Here is a 14,749-nt window from a genome sequence, read left to right on the forward strand (position 1 = left end):
GGGGTCAGCGGGGGGCGACGAGTCGCGCGACGAGGTGCAGGCGGTCGGCGTCGGCCGTCCGGCCCGGCAGTCGCCCCTCGCTCCAGGCGGGTTCGGTGCGCGGTCCGGGGCCGTCGTGCAGTTCGAGGACCTCGAAGCCGTGCGCGGCGAGTACCTGCCGCATCTCCTGGGGGAACAGCAGCCGCCAGGCGGAGCGCTGCTCGCATGCCGTTGATCCGTCGTCGGCGGTCCAGGTGCGCGTACGGCGCAGGAGCTGGGCCGTGCGGTCCACGGTGAGGGTGGTGGTCGAGCGGTACGCGGTGCCCTGCCAGGTGAACCGGCTGACGGTGGGCGCGTCGAGCAGGTCGGTACGGCCCAGGAAGTACGCGCCGTTGCGCATCTCCGCGACCAGCAGGCCGCCGGGGACCAGCGCGCGGCGGCAGGAGGACAGGAACCCGTCCACCTGGTCGTTGGTGTGGCAGTACAGGAGGGCGCTGTCCAGGCAGACCACCGCGTCGAACCCGTCCCGGCCGACGTCGAATCGGTGCAGGTCGGCGTGGACGTACTCCGGCCCGGCGTGGTGCGTACGGGCGTAGGCGAGCATCGTCTCCGACAGGTCGGCTCCGGTCACCTTGCGGCCGGCGCCGTGCAGATGGGCGGCGTCGCGGCCGGTGCCGCAGCCCATGTCGAGGAGGCGCGGACCGGCGCCGTGCCGCCGCAGGCAGTCCTCCGTCCAGCGTCCGGCGAGCCGGCCGGGGTCGGGGAAGCGGGCCTCGTAGAGCTCGGGGTTGTCGGTGAGCAGGTTGCGGGCGGCGTCCGTCGTGGCCGTCGTGGAGGTCATATCGGTTCCTTCCTCAGGCCGTCGCCGCTGCCGCGGGTTTCTGCGGTGTCGGTTTGTGCGGCGCCGGCAGCGAGCCGTGCCGCCGCAGCCAGACCACGCCCAGGGCGGAGGCGAGTCCGAACAGTGAGCAGCACACCCAGGGCAGCCAGCCGGCGTCGTCCCGTGCTCCGGTGTCCATGGCCCAGCCGACGACCGTGTTGCCGACGGCGGCGGCGATGCCCGAGACGACGTAGAAGATCCCGAAGTACGTGCCGGTCAGCTCGGGCCGGCCGAAGCCGGGGATCAGCTCCATCACGAAGGGCTGGGCGACCATCACGCCGAGGTAGAGCAGGAGGGCACCGAGCAGGACGGGCACGGCGTCGGGCCAACCGGGGGAGCCGGTGTCCGCCACCAGGGCCGGCGGCAGGAACGCCAGGCCCATCAGGGAGAGGCCGACGATGATCCAGCGGGCCCGGCTGCCACGGGAGGTGAGTGCACGGGTGATGCGCAGTTGGAGGGCGAGGTTGGACACGGTGCCGACGAGGAAGACGAGGCCCGCCGCGCCGTCCCAGCCGGTCGCGCGTCGCGCCCCGTCGGGCAGCAGCAGGTACAGCTGGTTCTGCAGGGTGAACATGCCGACCATGGCGAGGGCGAAGGCCAGGAAGGCCCGGTTGCCCAGGACTTCCCGCCAGTCCGCCAGCACGGTGCCCTCACTCGGCTTGACCTGCCGGGCGGGGAGGACCAGGGCCTGGGCGACCGTGAGGGCCGCGAAGATCCCGGCCGCGGTCAGCGCGGACGTACGGAAGTCCACCAGGAGCAGCGCGCTGCCCAGCAGCGGCCCGATCAGCGCGCCGGTCGTGGCGAACATGTTGAACAGGGCGAACGCCTCGGCCTTGCGGGCGTCGGCCTCCTGGGCGAGGTAGGCGCGCACAGCCGGGTTGAACAGTGCCCCGGCAAGGCCGCTGAGTACCGAAGCGGCGAGGAGCAGGGGCAGGCCGTCGCCGAGGGCGAACAGCGCGAACCCGACGGTGCGCAGCGCACAGCCGGCGATGATCACGCCCCGCGCGCCGAGCCGGTCGGAGGCGGAGCCGCCGATGAGGAAAAGGCCCTGCTGACTGAGGTTGCGTACGCCGAGGACAACTCCGACGACGGCCGCCGAGAGGCCCAGGTTCTCGTCGAGATGGGTGGCGAGGTAGGGGATGAGGAGGTAGAAGCCGGTGTTGACGCCGAGCTGGTTGACCAGCAGGAGCTGGACCGCGAGCGGGAAGCGGCGCATCTCATGCCACGTCTTCACGGCCCACCTCCCGCAGCTCCACGCCCAGCCCGGGCAGGGCACCGGCGCGTACGCAGCCGTCCTGGCCCCCGATCCCGGTCCACGGGTCGTGCGCGAGCAGCAGATGTCCGTCGAGGTCGGCCCAGCGGGCGCGGTCGGCGAGGTGCACGGCGGGCGCCAAGCCGAGACTGCTGGCGGTCAGGCAGCCGAGCATCAGCTCGGTGCCGCTGCCGTCGATCAACTCGGCGATCCGCAGCGCCGCGTGGACGCCACCGCACTTGGCGAGCTTGACGTTGATGCCCTGGACCCGTCCGGCCAGCCGCTGGGCGTCGTCGAAGCCGACGGCGTCCTCGTCGGCGATGACCGGCAGGGGCGACTTCTCGGCAAGGGCGCCCAGCGCGTCGGGGTCACCCGGAGCAAGCGGCTGTTCCACGGCTTCGACGCCCAGGTCCGCGAACCGTGGCAGCAGGGCCGTGGCCTGTGCCGTGCTCCAGGCGCCGTTCGGATCGAGCAGCAGCCGCGTCCCGGGCGCCGCGTCGCGGATGACGCGGACGCGCTCCACATCGTCCTCGGGATCGGGTGTGCCCGCCTTGACCTTGATCACCTCGAAGCCGCTCGCGGCGAGGCACCGGGCCTGTGCGGCGGCGCGCAGGGGCGAGGTGATGCCGATGGTCCGGGCCGTGGCGGCAACCGGAGCTACGTGCGTACCGAGGAGCCGGTGCACGGGACGGTCCGCCCGCTTGCCGACCAGGTCGAGCAGCGCGGCGTCCACGGTGGCGGTCACGGCCGGGGGAGTGTCCGGCGGCCCGGCCAACTCGCCCGTCCGCAGGGCCTCCAGGGCGCTCTCGGGATCGGGAAAGCGGGCGAGATCCGTGCCGACGGCGAAGAAGCGTTGCCGGAGCGTTGCGGCGTCGAGCCCGTAGTAGACGCTCGTCACCGCCTCTCCGTGGCCGCGCAGACCGTCGTGTTCGACGGTGAGCCACACGGCCTCACGGGCGGACAGGGTGGCGCGGGAGATGCGCAGCGGCTCGGTGAGTTCGAGGCGTACGGTGCGCAAGCCGGACTTCATGGATTCCTTTCCGAAGGGGGTGTGGCCGCCCGGAGCGGGTCGGCGATGCGCGTGCACCGCGCCCAGCCGACGGCCTCGGCCGCGCCGGGGTGCGGGATCTCGACGGGCCGGACGGCCGCGGTGGACGGGGCCAGGCCGTGCGCGGCGGTGAAGTCGTCGTCGAAGACCGTGCCGAGGTAGCGGTGCGGTCCGTCGGGAAAGACGGTCGCGACCACCGCGCCCGGGTGCACACGGGAGGCCCATGCGGCGACGCGTGCCACTGCCCCCGTGCTCCAGCCGCCGCTGACGAAGCTGCCGCGGGCCAGGCGGCGGCAGCTGTCCACCGCCTCGGCGGGGCCGACCCAGTGGACTTCGTCGAAGGTGTCGTAGGCGACGTTGCGCGGGTGGATGCTGCTGCCCAGTCCGCGCATCAGCCTCGGGCGGGCCGGCTGGCCGAAGATCGTCGACCCGGTGGCGTCGACGCCGATCAGCCGCAGGGCGGGCCAGTGCCGGCGCAGCGGGGCGATGATCCCGGCGCTGTGTCCGCCGGTACCGACGCTGCACACCAGGACGTCGGCGTGGTCCAGCTGCACGGCGAGTTCGGCGGCGAGGGAGGCGTATCCGGTGTTGTTGTCGGGGTTGTTGTACTGGTCGGGCCAGTAGGCGCCGGGCAGCACCGCGAGCAGTTCCCGCAGCCGGGCGAGCCGGGCCGCCTGCCAGCCGCCTTCCGGAGCGGGCCGGTCCACGAGTTCCAGGCGCACCCCGTGGGCACGCAGCAACTGCCGCATGGAGGGCTCCAATTCACTGTCGCCGACCAGCACGACGGGGTGGCCGAGGGCCTGTCCGGCGAAGGCCAGCCCGATGCCGAGCGTGCCGGACGTGGACTCCACCACCGGGGCGCCGGGCCGCAGTTCACCGCGCTCGCGGGCGCCCAGCAGCATGGACACCGCGGCCCGCGCCTTCATACCGCCCGCGCCGAGCCCTTCGAGCTTGGCCCAGAAACCGGGGTGCGGGCCCGCCAGCTCGGTGGTGATGCGCACCAGCGGAGTGCGGCCGAGCAGGGTCAGCAGCTCCGGGCGGGCGACGGCCGGCCCGGCGTCTGTCACGGTCACGGGGTACCTCCGGGACGGTCCGCGCGGTAGCGGTGGACGGTGCCGGGGCCGCCGTCCAGCCAGAAGAACGGGTAGGGCTCCGCGCACACCGCGCTCACCCCGTGGCCGAGGAAGCGCGGCAGGATCGCGCTACCGGTCTGGGCGAACATCACCAGCTGCTTGCCGTGCCGCAGCGCGTGCTCCCGCAGCGGCTCGAAGGTCCCGTTGCCCAGCGTCATCCCGGACACCAGCAGCGCGTCGCACCGCCCGGCCGCGCCGAGCGCGTCGGTGACGACCGGTTCGCCCCACTCCGTCGTCCCGCCCTTGAGGTCGCACGGCACATAACTGAATCCCCGCGAACGCAGCGCTTCCAGAAGGGAGTTGACGACGCCGACCACGAGCACGACCGCACCCGGTGGCAGGTCGACGAGCTCGACGACGGCCCCGGCCCGAGCCCGGGACTTCTCCAGTGACGTCCCGGCCGGCAACGGCACCGGCCAGGCTCCGTGGTCCGGAGTGTGCGGGGCGGTGTGCATCAGATAGGCATCGAGTGCCGCGACCCGTACCGGCGGCAGCGGATGCTCCAGCAGCCGCGCCACGTCGGCGCCCACACACTCCTCGACCGCGTCGTCGGACAGCGCACCGGGCTCGACCGCGCACGAGCCGACGGCCCCACCCAGCCGCAGACTGAGCACTTCGTTGCGGTACCCGGTGCCGCGCCCGGCGTGCCGTACGGCCTGCCGCGTGGTGAAGGCCACCTCGATCCGCTGACCGGCGGGATCCCGGCCCAGCTCGCCGGCCAGGGTGCGCCGTATGAGCTCGTCGTACGTCGTCCCGCGGACGGACGCCGCGGCGGCGGAGGTCATCGGATCACCAGCCCGGACCGCAGTTCGGCGAGCAGGTCCTCGACCCGGTCGCGGGCGCCGGTGCCCTCCGGGGCGCCCGCCATGACGTGCCCCAGGTACGCGTTGTTGCTGCCCGCCGCCTTGACCTGACGGCCGGGCTCGGCGAGCTGGACCTCCAGCACGTCCGGTGCGTCCCGTAGCGGGCCGGCCTCCAGGGATACGAGGGTGCCGGCGGTGTGCGGTACGAGGAAGCCGATGGCGGCGCTGCGCACCCCGGTGTCGGTACGCCGGAGGTCGGGGGCGCGGCCCAGCGCGACGTCCACGAAGGCCGCGGCCAGATCGATACCCATCACGTGGCGGATGAGCTCGGTGATCCGGTTCCCCGCGGGGCGCGGATTGACCTCGACCACGCGCGGGCCGCCGGAGGTCAGCTTGATCTCGGTGTGCGCCACGACCCCGTCGGTCAGGCCGAGCGCCGTGAGTGCCGCCAGCGCGGTCCGCTCGGCGGCCTCCGCGTCCGCGGCGGACAGCGCCGCGGGGAACATGTGGCCGGTCTCGATGAAGGCCGGCGCCCCGCCGATGCTCTTGTCGGTCACACCGACCACATGGACCGCGCCCGCGTGCGAGACGGTCTCGACGCTCACCTCGGGGCCGTCCAGCATCTCCTCCAGCAGCACCACGGGCGCCCGCCGCTGCCCGCGTGCATTGACCGGAAAGTCGGCCAAGTCGCGTACCACAGAGGCAAGTTGGGATTCATCATCCACTCGTCGTACATACATGCCCGCGCACAGGTCGATGGGTTTGACGACCAGCGGATAGCCGATCTCCCGCGCGGCGCCCGCGAGGTCGGCCCACTCCTCGTGGACGGCGAAGCGCGGACCGGGCAGCCCGGCGTCGGCGAGGACGCGGCGGGTGGCGTCCTTGCGGCAGGCGTTCTCGACAGCCTCGGGGCTCGGGCCGGGCAGGCCCAGGTGGCCGGCGATCCGCGCCACGGCCGGCAGGTAGTAGTCGCAGGACGTGACCACGCCGTCGAACCCCAGGGCCGCGTGCAGCCGCTCCACCAGGGGAATCAGCGTCGCGGTGTCGTTGGTGTCCGCGGTGATCACATGGCGGGCGGCGAGGAGCGGGTGCGCCGTGCCCTCGGGGGCGGAGCGCAGGTAGTGGTGCAGGTCACGGGTGAGGAAGGTGAACTCGTGCCCGCTCTCCCTGATCGCCCGTGGCAGCAGCCTGCTCATCGATCCGACCCAGCTCTCGACCACCAGTAGATGAGCCACAACTTCCCTTCCCAGGCTGATGTGCAGGTATCGGGGCAGCCCGACGGCGCCCCTCTGGGGGCGGACGGTGTTGCCAGGAGAGACGATATCGATAATCATTTTCATTGTCATGTTCGATGCACCTCGCTGGAGACACCCCGTGATTCCTCCCGCACGCCGCACGGCCCACCTGTGCGCGCTGGCAGCCCTCGTCCTCACCCCGCTCCCCGCCGTACCAGCCCAGGCAGCGGCACCCCCGGCCGCACTCCGCTTCGGCGCCTGTCCCGACTCCGTTCCCGCTCCGCCGGCGCCGGAGCACGTCGAGTGCGCCCGGCTGAGCGTGCCGCTGGACTGGGACCGGCCCCAGGGACAGCACATCGAACTGTCCCTCTCCCGGGTGCGCGCCTCGGGCACCCCTGCCGAACGGCGCGGTGCCCTGCTGGTCAACCCCGGCGGCCCGGGCGGCTCCGGGCTGCCGTACGCGGTCACGAAGCGGGCCAAACTCCCGGCGGGCGTGCGGCGTTCGTACGACGTCATCGGCTTTGACCCGCGCGGCGTCGGACGGAGCGCTCCCGCCGACTGCGGCACCATGGGCGGCCTCTTCGCCGCCCCGGGCGCGGACCCCGTACCGGTCGCCCCCGCCACCGAGCGGACGTACCTGACCTCGCTCCGGAACATGGCCGACGACTGCGCAGCGGGCGCGAAGCACGCGCTGCCGTACCTCTCCACGGAACAGACCGTGCGGGACATGGACGCGATACGCGTCGCGCTCGGCGAGCGGAAGACGAACTTCCTCGGCGTCTCCTACGGCACCTATCTCGGCGCCGCCTATGCGGCACGCTTCCCGCACCGCACCGGGCGCATGGTCCTCGACAGCGTGGTCGGGCCTTGGGACTGGTACGACTTCGACGTCGTGCAGAGCCGCGCGCTCCTGCGGCAGCGGGACCGGTTCTTCGCCTGGGCCGCCGATCACCACGAGCACTTCCGGCTGGGCGGCGACGCGCACCGGACCCGCCGGGCCTACCTGCGCGTGCGCGAAGAGCTCGCCGCCCGCCCGGTGAACGGCTTCGGCCCCGCGGAGTTCGACCGCGCCGTCTACCGTGCGCTGGGCCGCACGGAACGCTGGTCCGGCCTCGCCGACGGACTGCGCGCGTATCTGGACGACGGCGTCGTCGACGGCCTCCGGCCCGACAGCGCCTTCGACGGCCCGGACTCACGCAACTACGAGGCCGCCAACCGCATCGTCAAGTGCGCCGACGGCCCCGCCCCCGCACCGCGGCGGATCATCGCGGACCTCCGCCACACCCGCAGTCTCGACCCCCAGCCGGTACTGACCGGCATGGAAGCCTCCACCTGCGCCTACTGGCAGCACCACCCCGCCCGCCGCACCCCGCTCGGCAGCCGCGACGCGCCACCGGCCTTGCTGGTGGCCTCGGCCCACGACCCCGTCACCCCCATCGAGGGAGCACACCAGCTGCAGCGCCTGCTCCCCGGCTCGCGCCTGCTGACCCTCGACAACGACTTCTCCCACGGCGTGTTCGCCAGCCGCGGCAACGCCTGCGTGGACCACGCCGCGGCGGCGTATCTCGTCGGCGGCAGGACGCCGGAGGCGGACGTGCGCTGCGAAGGCCCCGGGCTGCCGGCGGTGTCCTGACGGTTCAAGGGCGGGCGGGGCATTCTGATCGCCGACCGAGGCCGGCGGGCTGCGGCCTGGGGACTTCGAAGTGCACCGCGTCGACGCCAGGCCCGTGCTCGCCGGTGGTGCGGGCGCCGAAGATCTCCTTGGTCATGCTCCGCCCGGAGGCTTTGGCGCCTTCTGCCCTGACGTGGCGTGCAGGGAGATCAGGTAGGTGCTGCCGTGGACGTGGCCGTAGCTGTAGCCGGGAGTGGTGGCGGCGAAGCCGGAGGCGATGCGCACCATGGCGCGCGCCGGCCGATGTCCACGGTGTGGTCGCCGGTCGCTGTCACAAGCTCAGCACGAGGTCGCGGACGGCGGCCGGCTGGGACAGGAACGGGTGGTGGCCGGCGTCCAGTTCCACGACGCTGCCGGCCCGGCGGGCGAACTCGCGTTGGAGCTCGGCGGGGGTGCCGCGGTCCTGTGCGCAGACGAGGTACGTCGCGGCCACGTGCTGCCAGGCCGCGGACTGCACCGGCTGCTCGAGGACCGTCAGGCTCTGCCGGGCCGTCTTGTCCATGGCCTGTCGCTGGATCTCCGGACCGCAGTCTTGGAGGAATGTCTCGGCCAGGGCGTCCGGCCGGACGGTGAACGTGCCACCCTCGGGATCGATGTCGAGGAACGGGGCGGGCTCCTGGCCGCCGAACGAGGAGAGGCTCTGCCCGGCCTCGGGCAGGTAGCTGGACACGAGCAACAGATGGCGCACAGCCTCGACGCCTGCCGCTGCCTCTGCGGTGACGATGCCGCCGTAGCTGTGGGCGACCACGACGGTCGGCTCGTCGCTCGCCGTCAGCACCCCGCGGACCGCGGCGACGTCCTCCGCCAGCCCCGGGCCTTGCGCGCTTGTCGGCTCACCCGTCTCGCCGCAACTCGGCAGGGCGGGCGCCTCGCAGGCGACGTTCCGCTCGGCCAGCAGCTCAGCGGTGTGGTGCCACCACCACGATCCGTCCTTGACGCATGCCCCATGCACGAAAACGACTCTCATGACGACCTCCTGGTCCGGATCCGATCAGCTACCGAGGACCCTAGATGTTCCGGTCGTCGGCCGCCTCGGACCGTCGCTCGCACTTCCGCCCCGTCAGCGATTTCGTAAGGACGCCGTGTTGATCGTCGACGGCGCCCTCCTTTCTGGTGCGAAGGCCGCCGTCGGCCGGGCCGCGGTCATCGCGGACGGCGGTTACCGGGGCACCAGCCTGCTCATCCCGCACACTGCCGTGAATGCGGCCAGACCGCACTGCCGGCTCGGAAGGAGGCGCACAACACCTCTCACCGCAAGGGTTCGGGCCCGTGTCGAGTACGTCTTGGCGCGGATGTAGGCCTGGAAGACCCTTCGCGCTTGCCGTCTGAAGGCGACGGCGTTCACGCGCCATGCTCGGCATGACCCGGCTGTACCACCTCGCCCTCACGGGATATCTCCCGTCCCATACCGGGCCAGAGAGGTCCAAGGGAGGAGGCTCCCCCAGCTCCCACCCCTCCGGCTCGGAGAATGCTCAGTCGATACAGAACTCGTTGCCCTCGATGTCCAGCATCGGGATGCACGAATCATCGCCGTCATACAGCGTTTGCACGTGTACCGCGCCGAGCGGGATCAGCCGTGCGCATTCGGCCTCAAGTGCGGCCAGTCGCTCCGGCCCGACGAGTCCGGTGCCGACCCGCACATCAAGATGCACCCGGTTCTTGGCTCTCTTCCCTTCGGGGACGCGCTGGAAATACAGTCGCGGGCCCACACCAGAGGGATCACTGCAGGCGAACCATGAATCCCGCTGCTCAGGTGGCTGCGCGCACTTGAATTCGTCCCAGGTGGCAAACCCCTCCGGTGGCGGCGGCACGACGTACCCCAACACCTCGCACCAGAAACGAGCGAGGCGCTCAGGTTCTGCGCAGTCGAAGGTGACTTGGAACTTCTTGATCGCTGGCATCGGCGCAACATACCAGGGGAATTCTGCCTTCCACCGGTGGTGCCCGGGATCCAGCCCTGACCAACCACCATCAAGCCAAAGATCAGTTACGGGACGGCCCTTCGTATGCAGGTGTTCGGCGATCGCGAAGGGCGGAGGCCACCGTCAGAGCAGTCCCGGCGAGGATCGGCACGACCATCGCGGTGAACAGCCACCCGGATACGTCTCGTTCCGGCGTGGAACGCCACAGAACTGCGCAGCCGATCAGGAGCGAGATGCCCACGCAAGCGTTGAGTGCCAGCAATGCCCGGGCGGACCGGACGGCGGAGGCGCGGGTGCGAGGCCGGTTGAGCGACGACCTCGCCGGCCCATTGCCGAATGGCCCATTGCCGGCTGGTGCAATGTCGTCCGGGAGTTCGGAACTCGGAGTTACCCGCAGTGTCAGCTCGGCACAGGCGGTCAGCAGAACAGTCACGCCGATGTGCACGAATACGAGCGCGAAGGCGCTGCCGACAGACCGGTTCGTCCAGGCGTCCACCCCGTCGATGCCGATGTGCTGCGGTATCCGACCCGGCAGATGCGGATAGCGGACGATGCCCCAGATGGACGCCGCGGTCAGGAGAGCGGCGTTGGGGAGGAGCCACAGTCGTGCGGGAGATGACAAGAGCATGAGGGCGATTGTCCGACGAAGAGATAGAGGGTGGGTAGCTTTTTGCGGTGGGTGGCGGCCGGCCCGAGAGTGGCGCCAGCCAGCCAGCCAGCCAGCCAGCCAGCCAGCCAGCCAGCCAGCCAGCCCGCGCGGTCCGTCGACGGATGGGGAACCCTTGACTGAAGGTTGACCGCTTGAGTGGCGAGCTGTGGCAAGGGGCGAACTACGTTCCCTTCATGCCTCTACGCCCCTCCCCTCTACCGGTCCTGCCGTACCGCAAACCGACCCGTGGCCGGGACTACTGGGTGCTGGACGATGTGCTGCCGGACCCGGCAGCCGTACGGGAGCGCTGCCTGGCCCGGAACGATTGGACCGAGGGCTACCCCCACAAGCCCGAGAGCTGGCCCGGCCTGCGCAGCATGCCCGCGCTGGAGCCGGATGAGCTGGCGCACGTCGAGAAACTGGTGAGAAAGGCGACCGGGGCCCCGAAGATCTGGGCCGAACGTCTCGCGAGCGGCGGCACGTTCCACCACAACTGCGTCCAGGTCGTCGGTGAGGGCGAGTGCGAGCCGCGTCCTCACACCGACTCCCGCACCCTGTGCCGCTATGCGGCCGTGCTGTACCTCAACCCCCTGGCACCCAAGGACGTCGGCACGAGCTTCTACCGCCAGTGCCTGCCGGGCGGCTCACTCGGCGGCAACCAGGTGGCCGCGCCGTACAACAACCTGGTCGACGCCCTCGGTACCCGCTTCGTCGCAGCGGACTCCTTCGTCGAGGACATCCGTGTCCCGCACCGCACCAACCGTCTGCTGCTCTACTCCGCGAATTTGATTCACACGGCCACCGGCTACTGCGGCACCACCCTGGAGGAGAAGCGGATGACGGCGGTTTTCTTCTGGATGACCTGAGTCGCCGATACCTCACCGGCTGAGCCCGGTCCAGGTGGGCAACTCCTGCCGCCGACGTCGCGTACCTGTGCGAGGCGTGGTGTCCCCGGCAACTCGTAAAGCAGCGCGGCCGGTTGACGGCGAAGCCCGCCGACGCGTGTCAGCGGGCAGAAGGGCCGGTGGGTGCGCAGTCAGCCCCAGGGCGATGCCCCTGAGCACCACCGTCCCCGTATCGAGACAGGCCCCCTGATCTCTCTGCGCGTCTCCCGCCCCTGCCTTCCGTACCGCTCGCCGGCGGTCGGTCCGCTCGCCGGCGGTCCGCACGCCGCTGCCCGCAGGGCCACGAGCCGACCGCCGACGAGGCACGGTGCCGTGACTACTACCGGGGCGCGTACGGGAGCAGCGCCATCTCGCGGGCGTTCTTGATGGCGCGGGCCAGCTGCCGCTGCTGCTGTGCGGTGACCCGGGTGACCCGACGGCTGCGGATCTTGCCGCGGTCGGAGATGAACTTCCTCAGCAGGTCGGTGTCCTTGTAGTCGACGTAGGTGATGCCGGCCTGGTCGAGCGGGTTGGGACGTGCCTTGAGGGGCTTGCGGGGGTCGGAGCGGCGGGGCATGGGAGTTCCTTTTCTCGGTAGGCCGGTTGTGGGTTCGGTGTGCTGTGAGCGGGGTCAGGAGACGGGGTGGAGGAGCGCGTCGAACGAGGCCGGGAGACGCTTCCATGCCTCCCGCCCGCCGGCGAACTCGTCCTCGGTCAGCAGGCAGGAGTCGAGCAGTCGCTCCAGGCCGTCGCGGTCGAGGCCGGGGGCGGTGAAGACCAGGTGCTGGCAGCAGTCGCCGTGTTCGGGATGCCAGTCGAGGGCGGCGGCCGCCCTGCGCATGGGCGGCACCATCTCCCAGGCGGCGTCGGGGAGTGAGGCGAGCCAGGGGCCGGCGTTCTCCACGCACAGGGCGCCGCCGGCGGCGTCCCAGGACAGCAGGGCGTCGGGGCGGTCGGCGAGCCAGAAGCGGCCCCGGCTGCGGGCCCCGGCGCAGGCCAGGTCTTCCAGCGCTTGGTAGAGCCGTTCCGGATGGAAGGGGCGCCGCCGGTGCCACACGAGGGTGGACACTCCGGCTTCCTCCGCCTCCTGCGGCAGCAGCGCGCAGGCCGGGTGCTGGGCTGCGGCTGCCGTCTCGATGTCGAATCCGGCGAACGCGATCTCCGCCAGCTCTCCCGAGGCGGCGGTCACGCGACGGGCTGTCGGGTGCAGCTGGGAGAGGAGCGCACGGTCCTCGTCATCCGCGTCAGGGCTGCCGACGAGCGCGAGCACCGGGGCGTACTCGAGCTGGCGTGCCCAGGTGTCCCCGACGGTCCGCTGATCGGTTGCGGCCGCCGCGAGCCCCGTCTCGGCCAGGTCGTCGCCATTGGCGAGGTAGGGCAGCACGAGCGCCGGGTCGACCGCGGTCACGACGTTGGAGAGCGTCAGCGCTTCGCCGCCGTGCGCGGCGATGACCTCGGCCATCGCCCTGGGTTCGACGGAGTCCCAGAGTTCGACCACGGCGAGCCGGTACAGGCCGCTGCCGGCCAGCCGCTGGAGCTCGGGAACCAGGTCCTCGCGCAGGGCGCAGCACGCGCAGTCGTTGACGAGGGGTGCCTCGCCGGAGGACAGCGTGCCCGAGGCGTCGTGCACGGTGCGCCGTACGGTGCCCTCCGCGGCCGTGGAGAGGTCGTGGTGGAGAGCCACACTGCCGCGCACGGTGTGCAGCAGCCGCCGCACCACCTCCTCCCGGGCCTCGGAGTGCAGTCCGCCGACGATGACGACGGGGAGGCCGGGGGCGCCGGGGAAGTCGGGACGGCCGGGGTGGCCGGGGTGCCCCGCCATCAGGCTGCCCCGCGCCGGCCGTACCGCCGCTCGAAGCGCTCGACGCGGCCCGCCGTGTCGAGGACCCGGGTGGTGCCCGTGTAGAAGGGGTGGCTCTTCGACGAGATCTCCACGTCGATGACGGGATAGGTGTTGCCGTCCTCCCACTCGATCGTCTGGTCGCTGGTCGCGGTGGACCGGGTGAGGAAGGCGAAGTCGGCTGCCCTGTCACGGAAGACGACGGGGCGGTAGGCGGGGTGGATTCCGGGTTTCATGACGGCATTCCTGTCTGTGAGCTCGGCTGGGGGCGGGGCTGACCGATGAGTCAGCGCTCTTCGCGGAAGTCGACGTGCCGGCCGACGACCGGGTCGTACTTGCGCAGGACAAGGCGATCGGGGTCGTTCCGGCGGTTCTTGCGAGTGACGTAGGTGAAGCCGGTACCCGCGGTGGAGCGGAGCTTGATGACCGGGCGTAGTTCGTTGCGAGCCATGGCAGGTACTATATGGCAATGGTTTCCATTACCGATAAGTGCCCCGACGAGAGGTAGACCACCATGTCCGCTCACTGCCAGCTGACCGGCGCCAAGCCGGGCTTCGGCAAGACCATTTCCCACTCGCACCGCCGTACGTCCCGCCGGTTCGACCCGAACATCCAGCACAAGCGCTACTGGCTGGCGAGCGAAGGCCGTCATATCCGGCTCACGCTCAGCGCCAAGGCGATCAAGACGGTCGATGCCATCGGCGTCGAGGCCGCGGTGGCACGTATCCGCGCACGAGGGGTGAAGGTCTGATGGCCAAGCAGAGCAAGATTGCGAAGAACGAGAAGCGCAAGGCGATCGTGGAGCGGTACGCGGCCCGGCGCGCCGAGTTGAAGGAGGTCGTCCGGCGTCCTTCGTCCACCGAGGCCGAACGCGCCGCCGCACAGGCCGAATTGCGGCGCCAGCCGCGCGATGCCAGCGCGACGAGGGTAAGGAACCGGGACAGCGTGGATGGCCGGCCCCGTGGACACCTGCGGAGGTTCGGCCTCTCCCGGGTACGCGTGCGCGAGCAGGCACACGCCGGCTTCCTCCCCGGGGTGACCAAGTCCTCCTGGTGACGTCTTGCCGTTGAGCCCTTGAACTCCTGCGGCCCGGGCGAAGACCCGGGCCGCAGAGTTCGTTTCCGCCCCGCAGGGCTCTCGGTGGTGCACCGATGGGCTTCACCGCACGAGGTACACCGAACCCGCCCGTTCAGGCCTGTCTGCCGCCCTCAGGTGCCGAAGAGCGGGGAGGGGGCAGGATGCTGCGGATCAGGCTCGGCAACCGGCAACCGGCAACCGGCAACCGGCAACCGGCAACCGGCAACCGGCAACCGGCAACCGGCAACCGGCAACCGCCCGCCAGCAGTCAGCAACCAGCAACTGCGGAAGCCCTGGGAGCGGCCATGTCTGCCGTGACGGTTTCGCCTGACGAGATCGGGCGGGCTGACGGCGCCCTTGCTGCCTTCTGCCGTT

Annotated in this window: 18 protein-coding genes and 1 pseudogene; 5 read left to right on the forward strand and 14 right to left on the reverse strand. The window is 71.4% G+C overall.

All coding sequences use genetic code 11. From position 1 onward, the window contains the following. Positions 1-4 precede the first annotated feature (4 nt). The 6 genes from ABR737_RS39205 to ABR737_RS39230 are packed head-to-tail and all read right to left on the reverse strand — an operon-like array spanning position 5 to position 6,330. Positions 5-820, reverse strand: a complete 816-nt coding sequence (locus ABR737_RS39205; protein WP_350255915.1) for a class I SAM-dependent methyltransferase — start codon at positions 818-820, stop codon at positions 5-7. Positions 821-833: 13 nt separating this feature from the next. After that, positions 834-2,093, reverse strand: a complete 1,260-nt coding sequence (locus ABR737_RS39210; protein WP_350255916.1) for an MFS transporter — start codon at positions 2,091-2,093, stop codon at positions 834-836. After that, complete coding sequence (locus ABR737_RS39215; RefSeq protein ID WP_350255917.1) at positions 2,077-3,141, reverse strand: dipeptide epimerase; 1,065 nt, start codon at positions 3,139-3,141, stop codon at positions 2,077-2,079. The genes ABR737_RS39210 and ABR737_RS39215 overlap by 17 nt, the downstream gene beginning before the upstream one ends. Then, positions 3,138-4,232 (reverse strand): PLP-dependent cysteine synthase family protein, encoded by a 1,095-nt coding sequence (locus ABR737_RS39220; RefSeq protein ID WP_350255918.1) that lies wholly within the window; start codon positions 4,230-4,232, stop codon positions 3,138-3,140. The genes ABR737_RS39215 and ABR737_RS39220 overlap by 4 nt, the downstream gene beginning before the upstream one ends. After that, complete coding sequence (locus ABR737_RS39225; RefSeq protein WP_350255919.1) at positions 4,229-5,077, reverse strand: Rossmann-like domain-containing protein; 849 nt, start codon at positions 5,075-5,077, stop codon at positions 4,229-4,231. The genes ABR737_RS39220 and ABR737_RS39225 overlap by 4 nt, the downstream gene beginning before the upstream one ends. Beyond that, complete coding sequence (locus ABR737_RS39230) at positions 5,074-6,330, reverse strand: ATP-grasp domain-containing protein (RefSeq protein WP_350255920.1); 1,257 nt, start codon at positions 6,328-6,330, stop codon at positions 5,074-5,076. The genes ABR737_RS39225 and ABR737_RS39230 overlap by 4 nt, the downstream gene beginning before the upstream one ends. Positions 6,331-6,469: 139 nt before the next feature. Here ABR737_RS39230 and ABR737_RS39235 point away from each other — a divergent pair, with 139 nt between their 5' ends. Then, positions 6,470-7,963, forward strand: a complete 1,494-nt coding sequence (locus tag ABR737_RS39235; RefSeq protein ID WP_350255921.1) for an alpha/beta fold hydrolase — start codon at positions 6,470-6,472, stop codon at positions 7,961-7,963. A gap of 132 nt (positions 7,964-8,095) precedes the next feature. Here ABR737_RS39235 and ABR737_RS39240 read toward each other — a convergent pair whose 3' ends face one another. Both ABR737_RS39240 and ABR737_RS39245 read right to left on the reverse strand, forming a co-directional pair. Beyond that, positions 8,096-8,230 (reverse strand): hypothetical protein, encoded by a 135-nt coding sequence (locus ABR737_RS39240; RefSeq protein WP_350255922.1) that lies wholly within the window; start codon positions 8,228-8,230, stop codon positions 8,096-8,098. Between the two features lie 43 nt (positions 8,231-8,273). Next, a complete protein-coding gene (locus tag ABR737_RS39245) occupies positions 8,274-8,969 on the reverse strand; it encodes an alpha/beta hydrolase (protein WP_350255923.1) in 696 nt (231 codons plus the stop codon). A gap of 52 nt (positions 8,970-9,021) precedes the next feature. Between ABR737_RS39245 and ABR737_RS39250 the strand changes: the two are divergent. Continuing rightward, positions 9,022-9,394, forward strand: a pseudogene (locus ABR737_RS39250) (IS5/IS1182 family transposase); the annotation flags it as partial. Positions 9,395-9,474: 80 nt separating this feature from the next. On the opposite strand, the gene ABR737_RS39255 reads toward ABR737_RS39250, so the two are convergent. After that, complete coding sequence (locus ABR737_RS39255; RefSeq protein WP_350255924.1) at positions 9,475-9,903, reverse strand: VOC family protein; 429 nt, start codon at positions 9,901-9,903, stop codon at positions 9,475-9,477. 82 nt (positions 9,904-9,985) lie between these two features. Then, positions 9,986-10,552, reverse strand: coding sequence for a DUF1648 domain-containing protein (locus ABR737_RS39260; protein ID WP_350255925.1), 567 nt, complete (start codon positions 10,550-10,552; stop codon positions 9,986-9,988). 215 nt (positions 10,553-10,767) lie between these two features. Here ABR737_RS39260 and ABR737_RS39265 point away from each other — a divergent pair, with 215 nt between their 5' ends. After that, complete coding sequence (locus tag ABR737_RS39265; protein WP_350255926.1) at positions 10,768-11,439, forward strand: DUF6445 family protein; 672 nt, start codon at positions 10,768-10,770, stop codon at positions 11,437-11,439. A gap of 358 nt (positions 11,440-11,797) precedes the next feature. On the opposite strand, the gene rpsR is transcribed toward ABR737_RS39265, so the two are convergent. Genes rpsR through rpmG form a run of 4 tightly spaced genes read right to left on the reverse strand, consistent with a single transcriptional unit; the run spans position 11,798 to position 13,748 of the window. Further along, complete coding sequence (rpsR, locus tag ABR737_RS39270) at positions 11,798-12,034, reverse strand: 30S ribosomal protein S18 (protein WP_350255927.1); 237 nt, start codon at positions 12,032-12,034, stop codon at positions 11,798-11,800. A 54-nt stretch (positions 12,035-12,088) separates the two neighbouring features. After that, complete coding sequence (locus ABR737_RS39275; protein WP_350255928.1) at positions 12,089-13,279, reverse strand: CobW family GTP-binding protein; 1,191 nt, start codon at positions 13,277-13,279, stop codon at positions 12,089-12,091. Beyond that, positions 13,279-13,533, reverse strand: a complete 255-nt coding sequence (locus ABR737_RS39280; protein ID WP_350255929.1) for a type B 50S ribosomal protein L31 — start codon at positions 13,531-13,533, stop codon at positions 13,279-13,281. The genes ABR737_RS39275 and ABR737_RS39280 overlap by 1 nt, the downstream gene beginning before the upstream one ends. A 50-nt stretch (positions 13,534-13,583) precedes the next feature. After that, complete coding sequence (gene rpmG / locus ABR737_RS39285; RefSeq protein ID WP_350255930.1) at positions 13,584-13,748, reverse strand: 50S ribosomal protein L33; 165 nt, start codon at positions 13,746-13,748, stop codon at positions 13,584-13,586. Positions 13,749-13,811: 63 nt separating this feature from the next. Here rpmG and rpmB point away from each other — a divergent pair, with 63 nt between their 5' ends. Then, positions 13,812-14,048: a 50S ribosomal protein L28 gene (rpmB, locus tag ABR737_RS39290; RefSeq protein WP_350255931.1), complete on the forward strand. Its 237-nt coding sequence runs from the start codon at positions 13,812-13,814 to the stop codon at positions 14,046-14,048. Continuing rightward, positions 14,048-14,353, forward strand: coding sequence for a 30S ribosomal protein S14 (gene rpsN, locus ABR737_RS39295; protein ID WP_350255932.1), 306 nt, complete (start codon positions 14,048-14,050; stop codon positions 14,351-14,353). Before rpmB ends, rpsN begins: the two co-directional genes overlap by 1 nt. Positions 14,354-14,749 lie beyond the last annotated feature (396 nt).

This window comes from Streptomyces sp. Edi2, assembly GCF_040253635.1.
Lineage (GTDB): Bacteria > Actinomycetota > Actinomycetes > Streptomycetales > Streptomycetaceae > Streptomyces.